17 protein-coding genes are annotated in these 17441 nt (G+C 68.1%); 8 read left to right on the top strand and 9 right to left on the bottom strand.

Features of this window, described 5'->3' with window-relative positions; all coding sequences use genetic code 11:
• The first annotated feature begins 15 nt into the window (after positions 1-15).
• On the top strand, positions 16-660 hold the full coding sequence (locus O3I_RS16275) for a class I SAM-dependent methyltransferase (protein ID WP_014984033.1): 645 nt from the start codon (positions 16-18) through the stop codon (positions 658-660).
• A 129-nt stretch (positions 661-789) separates the two neighbouring features.
• Positions 790-1521, top strand: coding sequence for a PAS and ANTAR domain-containing protein (locus O3I_RS16270; protein ID WP_014984032.1), 732 nt, complete (start codon positions 790-792; stop codon positions 1519-1521).
• Positions 1522-1554: 33 nt separating this feature from the next.
• Here O3I_RS16270 and O3I_RS16265 read toward each other — a convergent pair whose 3' ends face one another.
• The 7 genes from O3I_RS16265 to O3I_RS16235 all read right to left on the bottom strand — a co-directional run bounded on the left by O3I_RS16265 (position 1555) and on the right by O3I_RS16235 (position 9708).
• Positions 1555-2919, bottom strand: a complete 1365-nt coding sequence (locus O3I_RS16265; protein WP_014984031.1) for an APC family permease — start codon at positions 2917-2919, stop codon at positions 1555-1557.
• Between the two features lie 43 nt (positions 2920-2962).
• On the bottom strand, positions 2963-5869 hold the full coding sequence (locus O3I_RS16260; protein WP_014984030.1) for an AfsR/SARP family transcriptional regulator: 2907 nt from the start codon (positions 5867-5869) through the stop codon (positions 2963-2965).
• A gap of 317 nt (positions 5870-6186) precedes the next feature.
• Positions 6187-6717, bottom strand: a complete 531-nt coding sequence (locus O3I_RS16255) for a hypothetical protein (protein WP_014984029.1) — start codon at positions 6715-6717, stop codon at positions 6187-6189.
• Positions 6714-7283, bottom strand: coding sequence for a TetR/AcrR family transcriptional regulator (locus O3I_RS16250; RefSeq protein WP_041562652.1), 570 nt, complete (start codon positions 7281-7283; stop codon positions 6714-6716). The genes O3I_RS16255 and O3I_RS16250 overlap by 4 nt, the downstream gene beginning before the upstream one ends.
• A gap of 32 nt (positions 7284-7315) precedes the next feature.
• A complete protein-coding gene (locus O3I_RS16245) occupies positions 7316-8248 on the bottom strand; it encodes a hypothetical protein (protein WP_014984027.1) in 933 nt (310 codons plus the stop codon).
• Positions 8249-8556: 308 nt separating this feature from the next.
• On the bottom strand, positions 8557-8982 hold the full coding sequence (locus O3I_RS16240; protein WP_014984026.1) for a tautomerase family protein: 426 nt from the start codon (positions 8980-8982) through the stop codon (positions 8557-8559).
• A 24-nt stretch (positions 8983-9006) separates the two neighbouring features.
• Complete coding sequence (locus O3I_RS16235) at positions 9007-9708, bottom strand: SDR family oxidoreductase (RefSeq protein ID WP_014984025.1); 702 nt, start codon at positions 9706-9708, stop codon at positions 9007-9009.
• 91 nt (positions 9709-9799) lie between these two features.
• On the opposite strand from O3I_RS16235, the gene O3I_RS16230 reads away from it, so the two are divergent.
• Positions 9800-10273 (top strand): winged helix-turn-helix transcriptional regulator, encoded by a 474-nt coding sequence (locus tag O3I_RS16230; RefSeq protein WP_014984024.1) that lies wholly within the window; start codon positions 9800-9802, stop codon positions 10271-10273.
• A 64-nt stretch (positions 10274-10337) separates the two neighbouring features.
• Here O3I_RS16230 and O3I_RS16225 read toward each other — a convergent pair whose 3' ends face one another.
• Positions 10338-11138, bottom strand: a complete 801-nt coding sequence (locus tag O3I_RS16225) for an SDR family NAD(P)-dependent oxidoreductase (protein WP_014984023.1) — start codon at positions 11136-11138, stop codon at positions 10338-10340.
• Positions 11139-11374: 236 nt separating this feature from the next.
• Between O3I_RS16225 and O3I_RS16220 the strand changes: the two genes are divergently transcribed.
• Positions 11375-12085, top strand: coding sequence for an enoyl-CoA hydratase/isomerase family protein (locus O3I_RS16220; protein ID WP_014984022.1), 711 nt, complete (start codon positions 11375-11377; stop codon positions 12083-12085).
• A gap of 163 nt (positions 12086-12248) precedes the next feature.
• Positions 12249-13190 carry a helix-turn-helix domain-containing protein gene (locus O3I_RS16215; RefSeq protein WP_014984021.1) on the top strand — a complete coding sequence of 314 codons (942 nt, stop codon included), beginning with the start codon at positions 12249-12251 and terminating at the stop codon, positions 13188-13190.
• A gap of 5 nt (positions 13191-13195) precedes the next feature.
• On the opposite strand, the gene O3I_RS16210 is transcribed toward O3I_RS16215, so the two are convergent.
• Positions 13196-14572 carry a lipase family protein gene (locus O3I_RS16210; protein WP_014984020.1) on the bottom strand — a complete coding sequence of 459 codons (1377 nt, stop codon included), beginning with the start codon at positions 14570-14572 and terminating at the stop codon, positions 13196-13198.
• Positions 14573-14947: 375 nt separating this feature from the next.
• On the opposite strand from O3I_RS16210, the gene O3I_RS16205 reads away from it, so the two are divergent.
• From O3I_RS16205 to O3I_RS16195, 3 genes are read left to right on the top strand one after another with little or no spacing between them, the layout of a single operon-like run.
• Positions 14948-15280: a hypothetical protein gene (locus O3I_RS16205; protein WP_041562651.1), complete on the top strand. Its 333-nt coding sequence runs from the start codon at positions 14948-14950 to the stop codon at positions 15278-15280.
• Between the two features lie 32 nt (positions 15281-15312).
• Positions 15313-16215, top strand: coding sequence for an SGNH/GDSL hydrolase family protein (locus O3I_RS16200; protein WP_014984018.1), 903 nt, complete (start codon positions 15313-15315; stop codon positions 16213-16215).
• Entirely contained in the window at positions 16212-17441 is a 1230-nt protein-coding gene (locus tag O3I_RS16195; RefSeq protein ID WP_014984017.1) for an acyltransferase family protein, read from the top strand. The genes O3I_RS16200 and O3I_RS16195 overlap by 4 nt, the downstream gene beginning before the upstream one ends.

Here is a 17441-nt window from a genome sequence, read left to right as displayed (position 1 = left end):
CCGAAGGGGACAACGATGTCAGCCACCACGCCACCGGCCCGCGCCTACCACCGACTGGTGACCTCCGGCTGGAACCGGCTCGCCGCGATCTACAACAATCCGCTCGCGCAGCGGTTCGGGTATCGGCCGCCGCAGGACGAGATCATCGACCAGTTGCGCCGGGCGAATATCCGCCGGATCGCCGATGTCGGCTGCGGCACCGGGATTCTCGCCGCCCGCATCCAGCAGGAGTTGCACCCCGAGGTGATCTACGGCTGCGACGCCTCCCCCGGCATGCTGCGGCAGGCGAAAGCCCGCTCCGGACAGGTGAACTGGGTCAACCGCCGGGCCGAAGACCTCGGACTGCCCGCGGGCTCGGTCGACGCCGTCGTCTCCACCCACGCCTTCCACTTCTTCGACCAGCCCGGCGCACTGGCCGAGTTCCACCGGATCCTCTCCCCCGGTGGGCTACTCGCGATCGTCGTGATCAACCCGCGCAGCCGGTTCGCGCCGCTGCTGCAACCCACAGCGATCCAAGGTGTCGCCTACTTCCCGCCACCTGCCGAGATGCGGGAACTGATCGTGGCGGCGGGCTTTCGCCTCGTGACGCAGCGACCGGTGCGCCGGCCGATCCCCGAGGCGTTCGTCCCCGACCAGCTGACCGTCGCGCGCAGCGGCTGAAATCCCGGCGCGCCTCGCCGACGAGCTGTCGGGGGCGCGCGGTAATCTTGTCGCTCGGAACGCGCTGCCCCAGACCCCGCCAGCCGACCACACAGCAACGAAATCGGTCGAGGTGGGAAGGGGCAGTTCGTGGATCAGCCTGTCGATATGCCGGATATCACGCGGGGCGGCGGCAGCGAGGGCGCGGCGACACCACTGCTCGGTTCCGGAACCGAACCGGTCCATCCGATCGAGGAGGTCCTCGGCGCGGGCGCGTGGCAGAACGCGGGCACCTTCCGGTTCTGGCGGGCCGGCGAGCGCTGGGAATGGTCCGACGAGGTCGCGCAGATCCACGGCTACGCTCCGGGTGCGGTCCAGCCGACCACCGAACTGCTGCTCTCCCACAAACATCCGGACGATCGGGAACAGGTCGCGAACACCATCGCGCGCACCGTCGAAACCGGTGAACCGTTCTGCAGCAGACACCGGATCATCGACACCAGAGGACGGGTGCGCCACGTGCTGGTGGTCGGTGACGACATGTACGACGACAAGGCGAAGGTGGTCGGTACCTCCGGCTATTACGTCGATATCACCGACACCCTCGCCGAGGATCGCAGGCAAACCCTCGACGGTGCCCTGCCCGAGCTGTACACCGCCCGCGCCGCCATCGAACAGGCCAAAGGCGCGCTGCGGCTGGTCTACGGGATCAGCGCCGAGCAAGCTCTCCGGGTGCTCGTCTGGCGCTCCCAGGAGACCGGTGTCGAACTCCGCGTCCTGGCCACCCAGTTGCTCTCCGAACTCACCACCCTCGACGGCCCGATGGTCGAACTCCGTACCCGCTTCGACCATCTGCTGCTCACCGTCCACGAACGCATGTGAGCACGGGTGCGCCGCGCCGAATTCGGTGGCTCCCTACGCCTTCCCCTCATCAGCACGCACAAAACGTTCGTCCGGTTCAGCGTCGGCGGACTCTCTGGTCCGTAGTTCGCCGCCGTTGCGGGCGCGGACCGCGTTGATCGCGGCGAGCGCGACGCCGAGGGCGACCAGGATCAGTCCCCGCAACCAGACCGCACCTTCGATCCGGGTGCACAGCAACAGGCACGACGCCAGGCCCAGCCACGGGATGAACACCGGCACCCGGAAGTGGTCCGGTTCGCCGCCCGAGGTGCGGCGCAGCACCAGCACCGCGGCGTTGACGGCGGCGAACACGACGAGCAGCAACAACACCAAAGTGGCGGCGAGCGAATCGACTTCGCCGGTCGAGGCGAGCACCAGGGCAACCGCGGAGGTCGCCAGGATCGCCACCCACGGCGTCCGCCGCCCCGGCAGCACCCGGGCGAGGATCGGCGGCAGCAAGCCGTCACGCGCCATGCCGTAGGTCAGCCGGGACGACATGATGCCGGTGAGCAGCGCCCCGTTCGCCACCGCGACCAGCGCGATCGAACTGAACAACCAATCCGGCAGATCCCCGGCCGCCCGCACCACCTCGAGCAGCGGACCACTGGACTCGCTCAGTAGCCCGGTGGGCACGCCGGCACTGGCCACGAAGCCGATCAGCAGATAGACCACCCCCGCGGTGAGCAGCGCGCCGAACAGCGCCCGCGGATACGAGCGCCGCGGGTTCTCGATCTCTTCGGCCAGATTGACCGACGTCTCGAATCCGACGAACGAGTAGAACGCGAGCACGGTCCCGGCGAGCACCGCCCCGAACGGCCCGTGCTCGGCGGTGCCGACCTCGGTGACGCGGTGCAGGTCGGCGTCGCCGCGCGCGATGATCCAAGCGCCGAGCCCGATGATCAGGACCAGCCCACCCAATTCGATCACCGTCGCTGCGACATTGGCACGCAGGGACTCTTTGATCCCGCGAATGTTGAGCGCGGCGAGGACGGCGAGGAAGACCACCACGACCGCCGCCGCGGGCAACGAGATCAGCGCCTGCAGGTAGTCCCCGGCGAAGGCCCGGGCCAGCGCGCCCACCGAGACCAGTCCGGCTGCCAGCATGCAGAATCCGACGAACGACCCGGCCGCGGGCCCGAATGCCGTGGTGACGTAGTGCGCGGACCCGCCCGCCCGCGGATACCGGGTCGCCAATTCGGCGTAGGACGCCGCGGTCAGGGTGGCGAGCCCGAGCGCGAGCAGCAGGGGCAGCCACACCGCGCCGCCGGTCTCCCCCGCCACCGAACCGACCAGGACATAGACGCCGGCACCGAGGGTGTCGCCGAGTATGAAGAAATACAGCAGGGGTGTGCCCACCGTCCGCTTCAACGCGAGGCTCATGCTGGTCCGATACCCAGATGATCTCTGTTGAAGCGCCGAGAGCTCAGCTGGCGGTGAGCGTGGCGGGCGCCGGGTTCTCGGCCGGACGCCCCGGCACGGGCAAGCCGATGTGGCGGCGCGACTGCGCGACTTTGCGCATGATCGGCTCGGCTTCGTCGCCACGCCCGGCGGCGGTGAGCGCGCGGCTGTACACCCGCATGGCCCGCAGGCGGCGCACGGTAGCGGAGACCTCGGTGAGCGCCCGCACGGCCTCCGCCGCGATCGGGACCGCGGCTTCGGCGTCACCGCTGTAGAGGGTCACCTCGGCGAGCCGGGCCAGCGCCCAACCCTCCTGATGCCGGCGGCCGTCGCGGCGGGCCACCGCCAGCGCCCGCTCGCACAGTTCCCGCCCTTCCTCCGGATCACCCCGCTGCAACGTCGCGAAACCCAACTCGTGCAACGCCATTGATTCGAGCCGCAGGCTTCCCACCATGCGCGCGAGGAACAGGGCTTTGCCCGCGGCTTCGACGGCTTCCGGCCAGCGCCGCGCATCGCAGTAGGCCCGGGCCAGGGTCGCCCAGCCCATCCCCTCGCTCCACTGATTGCCGTCCTGGCGGCCCAATTCGATGGCCCGCCGGAAGTGCTCCACGGCCACGTCCACTTTTTCCTGGTAGGCCATGGCCGTGCCGAGCATCTGTTCGGCGAGGATGGCGCCGGGCCGATCGCCTGCCTCGCGCAGCATCGCACCGGCTTGGCGCAGGATGTGCCCGGCGCTCAGATCGCCCATGCCGACCAACCGGGCGACGGCCGCGGCCAGCTGGGCGCGCGCCATGGTGCGCAGGTCGCCGTCGTTCTCCGCGGCATGACTCATCAGCTCGAGCGCCTCGGCCACCTGCGGCAGATGTTCGCCCGCGTCGCCGCCGACGGCCAGCGACAGCGCGAGATCGACTGCGAGCGTGCGGGTCTGCGCGTCCGGCAGTTCGATGACCTGCCGATAGAGCGCGACCAGGCCGGATCGCTCGGTCATCGCCCATACGGCACACTGCCGTTCGTCGGTGAAGCGCTGCCCGCCCTGCTCGGTGACGGCGTAATACTCCGTGCCGACACCCGGATCGCGAAGTTCCACAATGTTTTTCGCGCTCGCCAGATAGAAGTCGAGCAGCCTGCGCAGGGCGAGCGGCCATTCCTGCTGCTGCGACTGATCGGCCACGCCGCGGGCGAACAGCCGCAACAGGTCGTGATAGCGGTAGCGACCCCATTCCGGCGTCTGCAACATGCCCAGATCGACCAGTGCTTCGCAGAGCCGCTCGGCCTCGGCCCGCTCCCGATCGATCAGCGCGGCGATCGCGGCGACCGACAGGTCGGGCGCGTCGGAGAACGAGACCAGGACGAACACGCGCGCCAGCTCAGGCGTGAGTTGCCGGTAACTGTCCCGGAACACGTGTTCCACGCTGGTGTTGCCGACCGCGAGTTCGGCGAGCCTGCCCCGCTCGTCGGCCAGCCGCTCGGCGACCGCGGCGAGCCGCCAGTTCGGTCTGCTCGCCAGTCGCGCGCCGACGATCCGCAGCGAGACCGGCAGATGCCCGCACGCGTGCAGGATTTCGCGGGCGGCGTCCGGCTCGTCCGATACCCGCCGTACCGAAGCCATGCGCTCCAACAGCGTCAGCGATTCGTCCGGGGTGAGCACGTCCAGCGGAACCAGCCGCGCGCCGAACAATTCCACCAGGCTCGAACGGCTGGTCACCAGTACCGCCGCCGCGCCGGGGCCGGGCAGCAGCGGGGTGAGATGCTCGACGTCGCGCGCGTTGTCCAGCACCAGCAGTGCCCGCTTGTCTGCCACGGTGTCGCGCCACAGCGCGGTGCGCCCGGCCAGCTCCGTCGGCAGCTCGCCGGACTCGATGCCGAACGCGCGCAACGCGACCGCCAGCAGCACCTCGGCCGAGCGCGGATGTTCATCCATGCCACCGAGATCGAGATACAGCACGCCGTCCGGATAGTGTTTGCGCGCGCGATGCGCGAGATGCACTGCCAGCGTGGTCTTTCCGACACCACCGAGGCCGGTGATCGCGATCACGGGGCGGCCGGCGCAGTCCGCGTCGAGCAGTCCGCCCAACTCCCGGGCCAGCTCCGCGCGCCCGACGAAGTCGGCGATATCCGGCGGCAACTGCGCCGGGACGCGCGGGAGATCGAAACTCTTCGGCGCAGACGGCGGTTCGTAGGCGGGCTCGGTGTCCATCGACTCGGCCGACAGGATCTGCTGATGCAGGCGCACCAGCTCCGGCCCGGGTTCCAAGCCGAGTTCATCGGCGAGCAGCCGGCGTGCGGTCCGGTAGACCTCCAGGGCCTCGACCCGCCTGCCGCTGCGGTGCAGCGCGATCATCAGCAGTTCGTGCCACCGCTCACAGTGCGGATCGGCCGCGATCAGCGCCTCCGACTCCGCGACGGCGGTCGCGTACCGGCCGAGATCCAGCGCCACCGAGACCCCGACTTCGTACATCGCCAGGCGCAACCGCTCCAGCCGCGTCCGCTCACCTTCGGCCCAGGGGCCGGGCAGTCCGATCAGCGGATCGCCGCGCCACAGCTCCTGGGCCGCGGCCAGCTTGGCGTTCGCGTCGTCGGCCGCACCCGCCCGCCGATCGGCTTCCGCGGCCGCGATCAAGTCCTCGACCGCGATGACGTCGAACTCCACCGGCACCCCCAGCCGGTAGCCGCCTCGGGTCGAATCGAGCCACTCGGTCCCCGCACCCGGGTGCCCGTGCGTGTCGAACTGCCTGCGCAGGGCGAGCACATGATTGCGCAGCACACTGCCCGCGGTCTTGGGCGGGCGCGCCGACCACAGGCGCGCGACCAGTTGCGTCGTCGAGAGAGTGCGGCCGGGCTCGGCCGCGAGCATGGCCAGGACGGCCAGCAACTGCGGGGCGGCGAGGTCGAGCTGCTTGTCGCCCAGCCAGACCTCGACCGGCCCCAACATCCGTAACCGAAGTGCGCCCGGCCCCGCCCCGTCGAGTCCTGAACACTGCTGCGGTGCCACTCGAATCCCTCACATCCCGTCCGCGCAGACCATGCCGGTACAGCGGACTCACCTGAATGCGCGTGCAGTTACGCGACCACCGGTCGCCGTCACCTCTGCTGATGGCGAGTCGGCCATGTAATGACCGTAGAAGCGTGCCGACCGGACGGCAATCCGAGATTACGAGAAGCTGATCGAGAAATTACGGGGCGGTGGGATGAGCGCCGCACCGACCGCAGACCGGGAAGCCTACCGTGGCACCCGTGCGCGCGGCGATCTCACCGGGCGCCTTCGGGCAGCAGATGCGCGAGCAGCAGCTTGATCAGCAGCACCGGGGCGAACCAGGCCAGCGCGTGCGGCACCGTGAGCACACTGGTCACGCCGACGATCGCGAAGGCCGTGACCCCGAACGCGACCGGACGACGCAGTTCGTCCGGCGAGATCGTCACCGCGACCGCGCCGATCATCGCGAGCGCGTAGATGACCAGCGCGCTCGTCCAGGTGAACCCCGGCACCACCGCCGCCAAGATGAACGGCTGCAGGTGGATCGCGACGAAGCCGAGATGGTGGGCGGCGGTCCGGCCAGGCCGGTGATACCAGCGTTTCGCCGAATTCGTCGCGTTGACGACGGCGCCGCCGAACATGTCGAAGGCCACCAGTGCGACGATCGCGGCTCGCCACACCGCCAGGTCGGCGTGCAGGCTCAGCGCGAAAGCTGTTGCCGCACCGGCGAATGCCGCCGCGAAAGCGGTGGTGATCTCGCCGTGGGTCGCGTTCGGTGCGATCAATCGATCGGTGAGCGTGGTCATTTCCGGATTCCTTCCACACAGAGCTGCACGAGCGGGTCGGCCAGATCGCGCAGCGAGACCTGCGGGTCGGCGAGCGTCTGCACGAGGCAGCCTTCGATGGCGCCGACGATCACCGCGGCATGCCGGGTGTCGATGCCGTCGCGGAGCTCGCCGTCGGCCCGCGCCTGCGCGAGGAGATCGGCTACGGCGTCCCGGTATTCGCGATACATGGCGGCCAGATCGAGCGGCGGATTCGAGGCCCACACGTCCAGGAGCACACGTGCGTGATCCGGATGCGCGGCGAGCAGGTCCACGATGCCGCGCACCAGACGCGTCAACCGCGTCAGCCCACTCCCCTCGCCGAGGTCGCCGAGCACCGTCGCGGCCCGCGCCGAGTAACTCTCGAAAACGCCGGACAGCAACGCATCCCGGCTGTCGAAGTACAGATACACACTGCCCTTCGCGATACCCGCCGCCGCCGCGACATCCTCGATCCGCGCCGCCGCGAACCCTTTACTGGCGAACACCCGAACCGCGGCCTCGAGGATCTCCTCCTGCCGCGCAACCCGATCAACTCTCTTAGGCACAGGCCTATTATGAATGACCAGTCAGTCATAAATCAACCGGTAGACCGTTCCCAACCGTTCGGCCCGAAGACCCACCGTTCACCACTGCCGTCACGGGTGTCGTAGGTGGCACCGATCGGCAGGTGCGTGACCTCGCCGCTGTAGTACGCCAACCGGAGCATGTCGACGGCCAGCCAGTAGGCGTGATGGGCGGCCGTCGATTCCCATTCCGCGCGTTCGAGTGCCGTCAGGAAGTGCTCGTCACGACGTAGAGCGTCGCCGTTCGGACATGTCCAGTACAGCACTCGCTCCGGACCGCTGTAGCCGCGCGGGACCAGCTCACGCGGCGTACCACACACGGCGCACGGCCGCACTGCCCGCGGCGCGTAACGGTCCATCAGCCAATGCAGGTCGATGATGCTGTGCTCGGTGTCGCGGGCACAACTGCCGCCGCCCGGGACCGCACAGTCCGGGCAACGTGCGTCCTGGAATCCGTCGCCGGTATCCGGCCAGCCGGCGGGCCACCGCGCACCGCAACGCAGGCAACGGAACTGGGCGCGTTGTGCGGCCGTCACCGAGAATTGCGTGATGAAACCAGGCTTGTCCCGTAACGGACCCAAATACCCGGGATAGGTGCCCAACTCCGTGCGCGGCCATCCGCTCCCGCGCTCCTGCGGCCACAACAGGCCGATGACCTCCCGCACCGCCTGCCGATCCCAGGCCACGCCGGGTCGCGCCGGAAGCCTTGCGGCATTGAGATACTCGGTCAGGTCATCGAGATCCGACAGCGACGACGCGTTCTTCCGCGCCAGCTCCCGAACTCCGTTTTCGTCGTATCCGGCCCGTAGCGCTGCCGGTATATCGGCCCACTGCAACGCGATTCGAATCTGGTCCTGATGCTTGCGTTCGGCCGCCGCGCGCGCCGCCGACGCCGCGCGCTCGTCCGCACTGCCCGGCCACGGCTGCACCGACCGGTCGCCGTACACCCGGCGAGGCAGCCCTGACAGTGCCCCCGCGCCAGGCGGAAGCACATCTTCGTCGTGATAGTAACCGTGCCGGCGGCCTGCCTTTCGATCGAACTCGGCGAACCTCGCCTTTATTCTGGCGAGCTCTTCCTTACTGATCTTCTGCGAGTCCTCCGGCGGTCTGAAATGCCGCCCACCGACTTCCTGCGTCACCGTTCACCCCTCCCCCTCACGGCCTGTAGTTCGTAGACGAACGGTACCCGGCGTTAGAGGTCGGACCGCGTCGACACCGGCGAAAGGCTTTGCAGGGCAGGGGCCCAGTGATCAGCTCAGTATGGGACTGCTGAATTCTTTTCGGCCCAGAGCTTTTCGGTGTCGGAGCCGCCGGGTGGGGGGACCAGGCCGTTGATCATCCAGAGGTCTTCGCTGGTTTCGTCGGCGTGGAACTCCCAGTGCAGGTTGGGGTGCCGGGTCAGGTGGGGGTGCAGGATGGCCTTGATCCAGCGGGCGGTGCGGCGGCGGCTCTCCTGGTCGGGGTTGCGGCGGGCGATGTGGTCGATGACGATGCGCACACCGGCCGGGGTGGGTTCGCCGCCGACGTAGAAGTTCTCGGGACGGATTTCCTGGAAGACGGTGACGACGTAGAACCTCGGCAGACCGACGTTTTCGTAGTGATCGGCGATACGCGTGGCCAGCTGATGCTTCTCGTCGGCGCCGAAGACGCCGGGCGTGTGATGGATTGTCCACAGGGGCATGGCTTTTCGTACTCCTAGCTGAGTTCAGCGGGCGACCGCGAAGGTCAACCGCTCGACCGGACCGGACAGCGCCGCCTTGACCTCCACGGTGACGGCGTCGGCGAGCACTTCGGTATCCCCCGCCGCCACGCCGTCCAGAATCCGGCCGGCGATCTCGACGGGCGTGGCCTTGGGCTGCGCGACGGCGGCGACCATGTCGGTATCGATGAAGCCCGCGTGCACCCCGACGACCTGAGTCCGCTGCCGTGCCAACTCGACTCGCAACGAATTGGTGACCGACCACGCCGCCGCCTTGGACGCCCCGTACGCACCGCTGCCCGCCAGCCAGGACAGCACCGAGTGCATGTTCACCAGTGCCCCACCGCCGTTCGCGGCCAGGATCGGCGCGAACGCTCGCGCCACGCGCAACGCCCCGAACACGTTGACGTCGAATGTCTCGGTGACACTGTCGAAGTCGCCTGTCGACAACGCGGCGGGGAGCAAGATCCCGGCGTTGTTGAACACGATCTCGGCATCGGCCGCGAGCTCAGCCAGCGCCGCGACCGAGTCGGCGGAACGTACCTCGAGCTCGGCGGTGACCACCTCCGGACGCTGATCCGAGTACGCCGAACGGGCGGTGGCGTACACCTTGCGCGCCCCGCGCGCCAGCAGTTCGTCGACCAGCGCGGCGCCGAGCCCGCGCCGACCGCCGGTCACCACAGCCACCTTGCCTTCTATCGCAACCATGCGACCTCCATCTCAGTAACGATGCCGTTAGTTAGATGGAAGCACAGCGTCACTGACTAACGCAAGCGTTAGTTATACTGGCCGAGTGGCGATGGAGTTCGAACCGAAGTTGCGCGACCGCGACGCGTGGTCGATCGGCGCAGGCTGTTCGGCCGAGCGCGTCCTGCGCCTGCTCAGCACCAGGACGGTGTTTCTCGTGATCCGCGAATGCTTCTACGGCACCACGCGGTTCGAGGATTTCGTGCACCGCATCGACACCTCCGCTCCGGCGGTGTCCCGGGCGCTCAAACAGCTGGAAAGCGCGGGCATCGTCGCCCGCGTGCCCTACCGAGAGCCCGGCAAACGAATCCACGACGAGTACCGCCTGACCGCGTCGGGCGAGGACATGCTGCCGGTGTTCCTGTCGCTGGTGCAGTGGGGCGACAAATACCTGCAGGACGGCCACCCGCCGCTGACCTTCGTCGATGCGGAGACGGGCCGCCCCCTGCAGGTCCGGATCACCACCGAACCCGCGCCGGAACCGTCCTCGGGCGATATCGAGATCCGGCTGAATCCGGCCAGGTGAACCTGCTCGCCGTCACCGAGCACCAGCGGCTCCATACCGCCGGGCGTGATCGCCGGGACTCACGTCACTGCAACCTGCGATAGACCGCGCGCACGATCGGGCTGATCAACGCGCGCGGAGTGTATTGGCCGCCGATGGTCTGCACTTTCGCGAAGACGCCTGGAACGACCCGGCGGCGGCCCTCGGCCAAACCCGAAAGCGCCTCGGCGGCAGCCTGTTCCGCACTTACCCAGCACAGGGCGGGCAGCATACTGTCCAGCTTCGGCACCTCGGCCACCGCCGAGTACTCGGTGCGCACCGGGCCGGGCGCGAGCAGTGTGCACCGCACGCCGGTGCCCGCCAGCTCACCGTGCAACGACTCGGCCAGGGTGTTGGCGAAGGCTTTGCCCGCTGCGTACGTGGCGTTGCCGGGCCCTGGCTGATTGCCCGCGGTGGATCCGGTGAGGAGTATCGCGCCCGCGTCCCGGCGCACCATGCCGGGTAGCACGGCGAGCGTGAGGTCGTGCACCGCGACGCAGTTCAGTTCCACCTGCTGCCGCTCCCGGGCCGGATCGGCTTGCGCGAGTTCACCATAGGTGGCGAATCCGGCGTTGTTGCACAGCACCGTGATCTCGCGTTCGGACAGTTCCGTGCACAGTTTCGCGCGGGCGTCCCGGTCGGACAGGTCGACGGCCCGGATCTCGGCCTCGACCTGGTAGCTGCCGGACAGCCGGTCGGCGAGGGCGCGCAGCCGATCCGCGCGCCGCGCCACCAGGATCAGCGAATGGCCCTGCCGGGCCAACCCTTCCGCGAGCGCTTCGCCGATACCGGAGGACGCCCCCGTGACGACCGCGCGAGCGGCGGGTGTGGGTGCGGGCAAATTCATCGGATTCTCCTCGCTGTGCAGATCGGGTCAGCGTGCGCCGCCACCGTGGCACGGCCGTCACCAACATTCGCAGTGCACCCGGCCCGCCGACATGATTGTCCCGCAACGGATCCGCGCCTGAGCGGCTACCTCGATCCCCGACTCGCACCGTGTTTGCGGCAACGCACGCATCCTGGTCATTCGATCGCGTGGTGTGTCAGCGTCGTGCGCACGAGGTGAGGCGCTATGTTGCCCGGATGCCGTATCTGCGACGAGAAGGACCGGTGTTCATCGCGCATCTGGGCAACAGGGATGAACGGGACACGGAGAACAGATTCAACCCCGAGTGGATCGCGACGTTGGACGCGATCCTCGATGAAGCCACCACCACCGGCGGACCCGCCGCCCTGGTCACCACCGGTACCGGGAAGTTCTACTCGACGGGTGCCGACCTGGCCTGGGCCGCGGAGCATCCCGACGAGATCGACGCCTATCTCACCGATCTGCAACGCCTGCTCGCCCGCATCCTCACACTGCCCATTCCGACCGTTGCCGCGGTGAACGGCCACGTTTTCGGCGCAGGCGCCTTCCTCGCCGTCGCCCACGATCGGCGCATCATGCGCAGCGACCGCGGCTACTTCTGTTTCCCCGGCGTGACCCTCGGCGCCGACTACGCCCCGGCTTCGGTGGAGCTGGTGCAGTCCCGGTTGCCCGCGCACCTGGCCCACCACGCGCTGGTCTCCGGGCAGCGCTACAACGGTCCCGACGCGCTCGCCGCGGGTTTGGTCGACGCCGTCGCCGATGACGACGCCGTCCTGCCCGCCGCGATCCGATACGCCGAAGGGCTGGCTCACACCAGCGGACCGGTGCTCGGGCACATCAAATCCTGCCTGCACACCGCGGCGGCGAACGCCCTACGCGAACCGGTCATCGGCTACAACCATCACGCGCTCGCGAGCCAGTCCTAGTCCGCCCCGGCCGGCGCGACCGCACCGACGGAGTCCTGGTCGGCGCGGTCGCGCCCTGTTTGAGCCGTTGGTTTCTGGGTACCGCCCCACGACACGAGCGGCACCTCGACGCGACCACGGTGTTCGTTCCCAGGCAACGCCGATACAGGAAGGAGGATGCACCGTGCGCACTCTGTCTTTCGACAGCCACAACCTGAGCGCGATCGAGGAATTCCTGAACAGCGCCTACACGACCATGAGCATCGGCAACGGCAGCCCCCAGGACGCGTCGGCGCAGATCCGGCGCGACATGCTCGGCGCCGTGAGCCTGGATCAGCTGGATCTCGGGTTCGACATGAGCTACGACGCCGATCCGCTGGAGCGGGTGTGCCTGTGCGCGGTGCAGACCGGCGCGATCGAGGAAACCTATCGCGACGTGGGCACGGATGTGTTCCGCCCGGGCGACGTCGGCCTGCTGACCCCGCCGGACCTGCCGTACCGCGGGACGATCCGCACCGCCCGCTACAGCATCACGATGTTCGACCCGGCGCTGCTGTCCCGGGTGTGCGGTCCACTCGGCAAGCCCGTCCGGTTCACCGGCCACAAGCCCACCAGTGCGGCGGCGGCCCGTCGGCTGAATCGCGCGATCGAACATTTGCAGGAGGTCGCCGCGGACTCCGCCGCTCCCCCGAGCAAGCTCGTCGCGGCCACGCTCACCGACTATCTGGCCGCGACCGTGCTGGACACGCTGCCCACGACGGTCGTCACAGATCCGACCGCGACAGACCGGCGCGACGCCCACCCGGACGTGGTGCGACGCGCCGTCGCCTACATCGAGACGCACCTCGCCGAGGACATCGCCGTCGCCGATATCGCGATGGCCGCGTTCGTCTCCGTGCGCGCGCTGCAGTTGGCCTTCCGCAAGCACCTCGACACCACGCCACTGGCGCTGCTGCGCCGGCTACGCCTGGCCGCGGCACACGAGCAACTGCGCGCCGCGGTCCCCGGCGAGCAGGTCACGGTGACCACCGTCGCGTACCAGTGGGGCTTCACCCATTCGGGCCGATTCGCGATCGAATACAAGCGCGTCTACGGGCAGCACCCCAGCCAAACCCTGCACAGCTGAGTACCTTACGGGTGGGTGCCCGCGCCGACGGGCAGGCCCGTGACCAAACCGGCGATGGCGGGCCACGTCTCGGCGAGCAGCGCGATGAAATCACCGTCGGTGAACGTGGAGAACGGGCTGTCGATCGCGCAACCCGGGTTCACCGGAACGTCGTTCAACCGGTCGATGATGAACTGGTAGCCCTTCGGCAGCCAGCCCGGGATACCGACGACGTGTTCGGCGAAGAACTCCCGGGTGTAGCCGAGAGAGACCTCGGGATTGCGGCAGTACTTGTCCACCAACCGATCTACGCCCGGGCTCGGGATGAACTCGTCGTTCTGGGCTTGATAGATGTACATCGGCACATCCGGATCGCGTTTGCCCAGTTCCTGCGCGGTGATGGCGGCGCTCAGCTCCGGGATGTCCAGCACGTCACCGGGGCCGGTGTAGGACCCCAGATAGTTCCACCACGGGAAGAACGCGGAACCCTGTGTGTGACAGAGCATTCCCTTGATGGAGGTCATGAAGCGGCCGAACCAGTCGTACCTGGTGTCGAGCACGTGCTGCACCTCCGGATATTCCGTCGCGAAACCCCGCAGCGCGGCCCCGATCAGTCCCGCACCTAGGTTGAAGTTGTTGGAGCGCAGCACCGCTCGTAGGTCGGCCATCGCGACGCCGCCCATGGTGACGCCGACGATATTGATCTCCGGGGCGTATTCGCCGTGGTTCTCGGCGACCCAGCCCGTCGGGATCGAACCACCCGAGTAGCCCATCACCCCCACCCGCGCGTCCGGCGTCAGCTGCGCGGGGATGAAGTTCTGCGTCGCCCTGATGCCGTCGAGGGTGGCCTGACCACCCAGAATCGCCGCGCCGTAGGCGGACCCCGGCCCCTGATAGTCCGGGATCGACACCACCCATCCCTGCGAGATCCCCAGGGCGATCGCCAGCGACACCTCCGCCGAGTTCACATAGTCGACGGGTATCGAACCCTGTTGCACCACATACGACATCGCGCAGTACTGCGCCGTGGAGTCCTCGGCGACCTGATAGGACAGCAGCTTGAAGCCTTCCGCCGGTGCGGGACCACGCGGCTTGACGACGGTGGTCACCGTCGCGATCGGATTTCCGTGACTGTCGTTGGTGCGATACAGCAATTGCCACGCGTCGATGTTGAACGGAACAAGCGACAGCAGAGCGGGCGTGATCATCCTGGCCTTGATGATGCCGCCCGGCGGGGTATCGGCGATGACGTTCGCCGGTGCCTTGTAGAAGGGGTCCAACTCCGGGGGCAGGACCAGTACCGGCAACGGCGCGATCGGCACGTCCCGCGGCGCGGGTGCGGCGTGTCCGAGGGCCGGGGCCGACGCCAGGACGGCCACGCAGAGCAGGGCGGCCAGGGTCATGCGTCGACGGCCGGAGCGGGGTTCATGGGTAGCAACGTTGCGCCACATGGGTACCTCATTTTCTCGCGGTCACCGGCGGATCGTCGGCGACCAGAATGAAATGATAAGGCAGATTATCAGATCTACGGCGTTCTCGTGATCTCTTCGCAACTATCGCTCACGACCGTGAGGATCGACAATCCTCGCAGTTCAAGGCGCATATTTGAGCAGTAACTACATCGAGTGTGACGCAAGTCACTCTGTTTCAGCTACCTTCTGGCACCGTTGTAACATATCTGGTAATTTCACCTATCAATTGCTAAATGGCAAATCTCCACACTCGGTAATCGCGAAAGCCCATTCGGGGATGGGCGCGCTGCCGGAAAGGACCTCTCGATGAACGCACCCCGCATCGCCGCCGCTCTGACGGCGGGCACCCTGCTCGCGAGCAGCTGGCTGCTCACGGCTTGTTCGAGCGACACGTCCGCACCCACCCCTGCCGCGACCACCAGCCGTGGTGCGCCGACCTCGGTCCCCGCGCCGTCAACCGAGGTGCCGCACCCGCCCAGCACCGTGCCGATACCGTCGCCTACCACTACCTTCCCGGTTCCGAGCACGGTCATGCCGCCGATGTACCGGCCACCGGTCAGCGAGGCACCGCGACCGCCGGAACCGCAAGCACCGCCGGAACTTCCGAACCCGGGTTTCGCCCCGCGGCCCGGGTACTGACTCCAGCCCCGCCACGAGCAGGAGAGGAACCAGTGCAACCGAACTCGATGATTGCCCGCCTCTGCATCGCCGCCACCGCGACGCTGTGCGCAATGGCGCACGCCGCCACCGCCAGTGCCACGCCGGCACCCGGCGGTGCACGGATCGTGGTGCTCGGCGATTCGTTCGCCTCGAATTCGATAGGGACGGACCAGCACTCGAACCAGTGCGACCGCAACCCCCGGTCCTGGCCCAATCAGCTGGCACAGACGACCGGCGCGACCATGGTCGACGTGTCCTGCGCCGGGGCCGCGCTCGATACCGGCACCGGCTGGAATCTCGCCCAGCAGGCGCGAAAAGCCGCCGATGCCGCGGCCTTCGGCACCGGGACCGAGGCCGTCCTGCTTCAGTTCGGGCTCAACGACATCTGGGGCGACAACGACGTCGTCGCGTTGAACGTGGTGCTGCGCTGCGCGATCAACCTGCTGGAGGGATGCGAGCCCGATGCCGCCGGACAGGGCCGGCTACCGGACCTGAGCCGGATCACTCCGGAGAACTATGCCGCCCGCATCGCCCGGGTCATCGAATACGTCCGCTACTACGCTCCGCACGCGCGTATCGCCCTGGTCGGCTACCCCGAATTCTTCGAGCCCACCAGCACAACGGCCTGCCTCGGGCTGTTCGGCCTCGGCACGGTGACGCAACCGCGGGCGGCAGGACTCGCGGCCTATCTCGCGGCATTGCGCGCAGCCACCGCGGGTGCTGCGGCCGCGCTCGGCATCGAGTACTTCGATACCGCGGCGGCCTATCGCGGTCACGGGATGTGCGCAACAGAGCCGTGGCTCAACGGAATCGGCGATCCCCGCGCCGAGTTATTCGGCATCCCCGGGCATCCCTCCCGGCACGGTGACGCCGCGACCGCCGGGGGGATACGGCAGATGCTCGGGCTGGCGTGACGATCGAAGAGACCCGCGCGCCCGTAGGCCTTGCCGCGCAACGACCCGCCCAGCTCCCCTCCCTCACCGGCATGCGCTGGTGGGCGGCGTCGGCGGTGTTCGCGCTGCACGCCGTGGTTTTCCTCCCCGCGTATCCGTTCCAGCACAGCGAGACCTTCCGGCGCATCCATGCGGTGCTGCCGATGCAGCTCGGCGCGGCGGGCGTGACGTTCTTCTTCGTGCTGTCGGGGTTCATCCTCTGCTGGAACCGCCGACCGGGCGACAGCGCCAAATCCTTTCTGCGCCGCAGGTTTCTGAAGATCTATCCGACACATGTCCTCGCGCTGGTGCTCTTGCTCGTCGTGGCACCGGTGCCACTCGCCAGAACGGTGGTCTGGCTGCCGAACCTCCTGCTGATCCACACCTGGGTGCCCGGCTGGACGGCACTGGGCGGGCTCAATGTGCCCTCGTGGTCGCTGGTCGCGGAAGTCCTGTTCTACCTTTCCTTTCCGGTCCTCGCACCGTACGTCGACCGGCTCCGCGACAACCAGATCCTGCCCTGCCTGATCGCGGTCTTCCTGGTGATCGTCGCGTTGCACTGCGCCTTCTATCTTTTCGCGGACGGACCGAAAGGCGTGACGAACATCTTCGTGCCCCGCCTGCTGCCCGGCGAGGTGACACCGGAGCACGAGATACATTCCGCGCCAGTATGGTTCGCCCAGGATGCCATCCCCGTCACACCGTCGTACTGGCTGAGCTACAACTTCCCGCCCAGCCGCCTGCTCGAGTTCTACATCGGTGCGCTCACGGCCAAACTCGTCATGGTCGGCCGCTTCACCGCGACTCGATACCGACACCCCTTGCTGCTGTTGGCCGCCGGGTACGCGCTCACCTGGGTGGTGCCGTTGAACTTCAAGCTTTCGGTGCCGATCATCCTGCCCGCCGCGTACGTCATCGCCACCGCATGCTGCCGCGATACGGCCGGATACCGCGGCCTCAACGCGAGCCGTCCACTGGTCTGGCTCGGCGATCTCTCGTTCGCCTTCTACCTGGTGCAGTATCCGATCATGGTGACCGTCACCCAGACCTGGATGAGCGGTCATCGCTACGACATCCGGGGTTGGCTCGCCTGGTCCGCGGTCTGTCTCGTGCTCTCGATCACGCTCGCGGCAGCCATCTTTCGCTACCTCGACCGGCCCATCACCCAGTGGGCACGGTCGATCGATCGACGGCAGCGCGCCGCCTGA

It is taken from the genome of Nocardia brasiliensis ATCC 700358, assembly GCF_000250675.2.
Taxonomy (GTDB): Bacteria; Actinomycetota; Actinomycetes; order Mycobacteriales; family Mycobacteriaceae; genus Nocardia; species Nocardia brasiliensis_B.
This window is presented reverse-complemented; position numbering and strand designations above follow the sequence as displayed.

Excerpts from the sequence above, each read along its gene's own strand:
- O3I_RS16275 (WP_014984033.1), top strand. The coding sequence starts at position 16 with ATGTCAGCCACCACGCCACCGGCCCGCGCCTACCACCGACTGGTGACC.
- O3I_RS16235 (WP_014984025.1), bottom strand. The coding sequence starts at position 9,708 with ATGGTTGCGATAGAAGGCAAGGTGGCTGTGGTGACCGGCGGTCGGCGC.
- O3I_RS16220 (WP_014984022.1), top strand. The coding sequence starts at position 11,375 with ATGCCGTATCTGCGACGAGAAGGACCGGTGTTCATCGCGCATCTGGGC.
- O3I_RS16210 (WP_014984020.1), bottom strand. The coding sequence starts at position 14,572 with ATGACCCTGGCCGCCCTGCTCTGCGTGGCCGTCCTGGCGTCGGCCCCG.
- O3I_RS16225 (WP_014984023.1), bottom strand. The coding sequence starts at position 11,138 with ATGAATTTGCCCGCACCCACACCCGCCGCTCGCGCGGTCGTCACGGGG.
- O3I_RS16255 (WP_014984029.1), bottom strand. The coding sequence starts at position 6,717 with ATGACCACGCTCACCGATCGATTGATCGCACCGAACGCGACCCACGGC.
- O3I_RS16230 (WP_014984024.1), top strand. The coding sequence starts at position 9,800 with ATGGAGTTCGAACCGAAGTTGCGCGACCGCGACGCGTGGTCGATCGGC.
- O3I_RS16240 (WP_014984026.1), bottom strand. The coding sequence starts at position 8,982 with ATGCCCCTGTGGACAATCCATCACACGCCCGGCGTCTTCGGCGCCGAC.
- O3I_RS16265 (WP_014984031.1), bottom strand. The coding sequence starts at position 2,919 with ATGAGCCTCGCGTTGAAGCGGACGGTGGGCACACCCCTGCTGTATTTC.
- O3I_RS16205 (WP_041562651.1), top strand. The coding sequence starts at position 14,948 with ATGAACGCACCCCGCATCGCCGCCGCTCTGACGGCGGGCACCCTGCTC.
- O3I_RS16260 (WP_014984030.1), bottom strand. The coding sequence starts at position 5,869 with ATGTTGGGGCCGGTCGAGGTCTGGCTGGGCGACAAGCAGCTCGACCTC.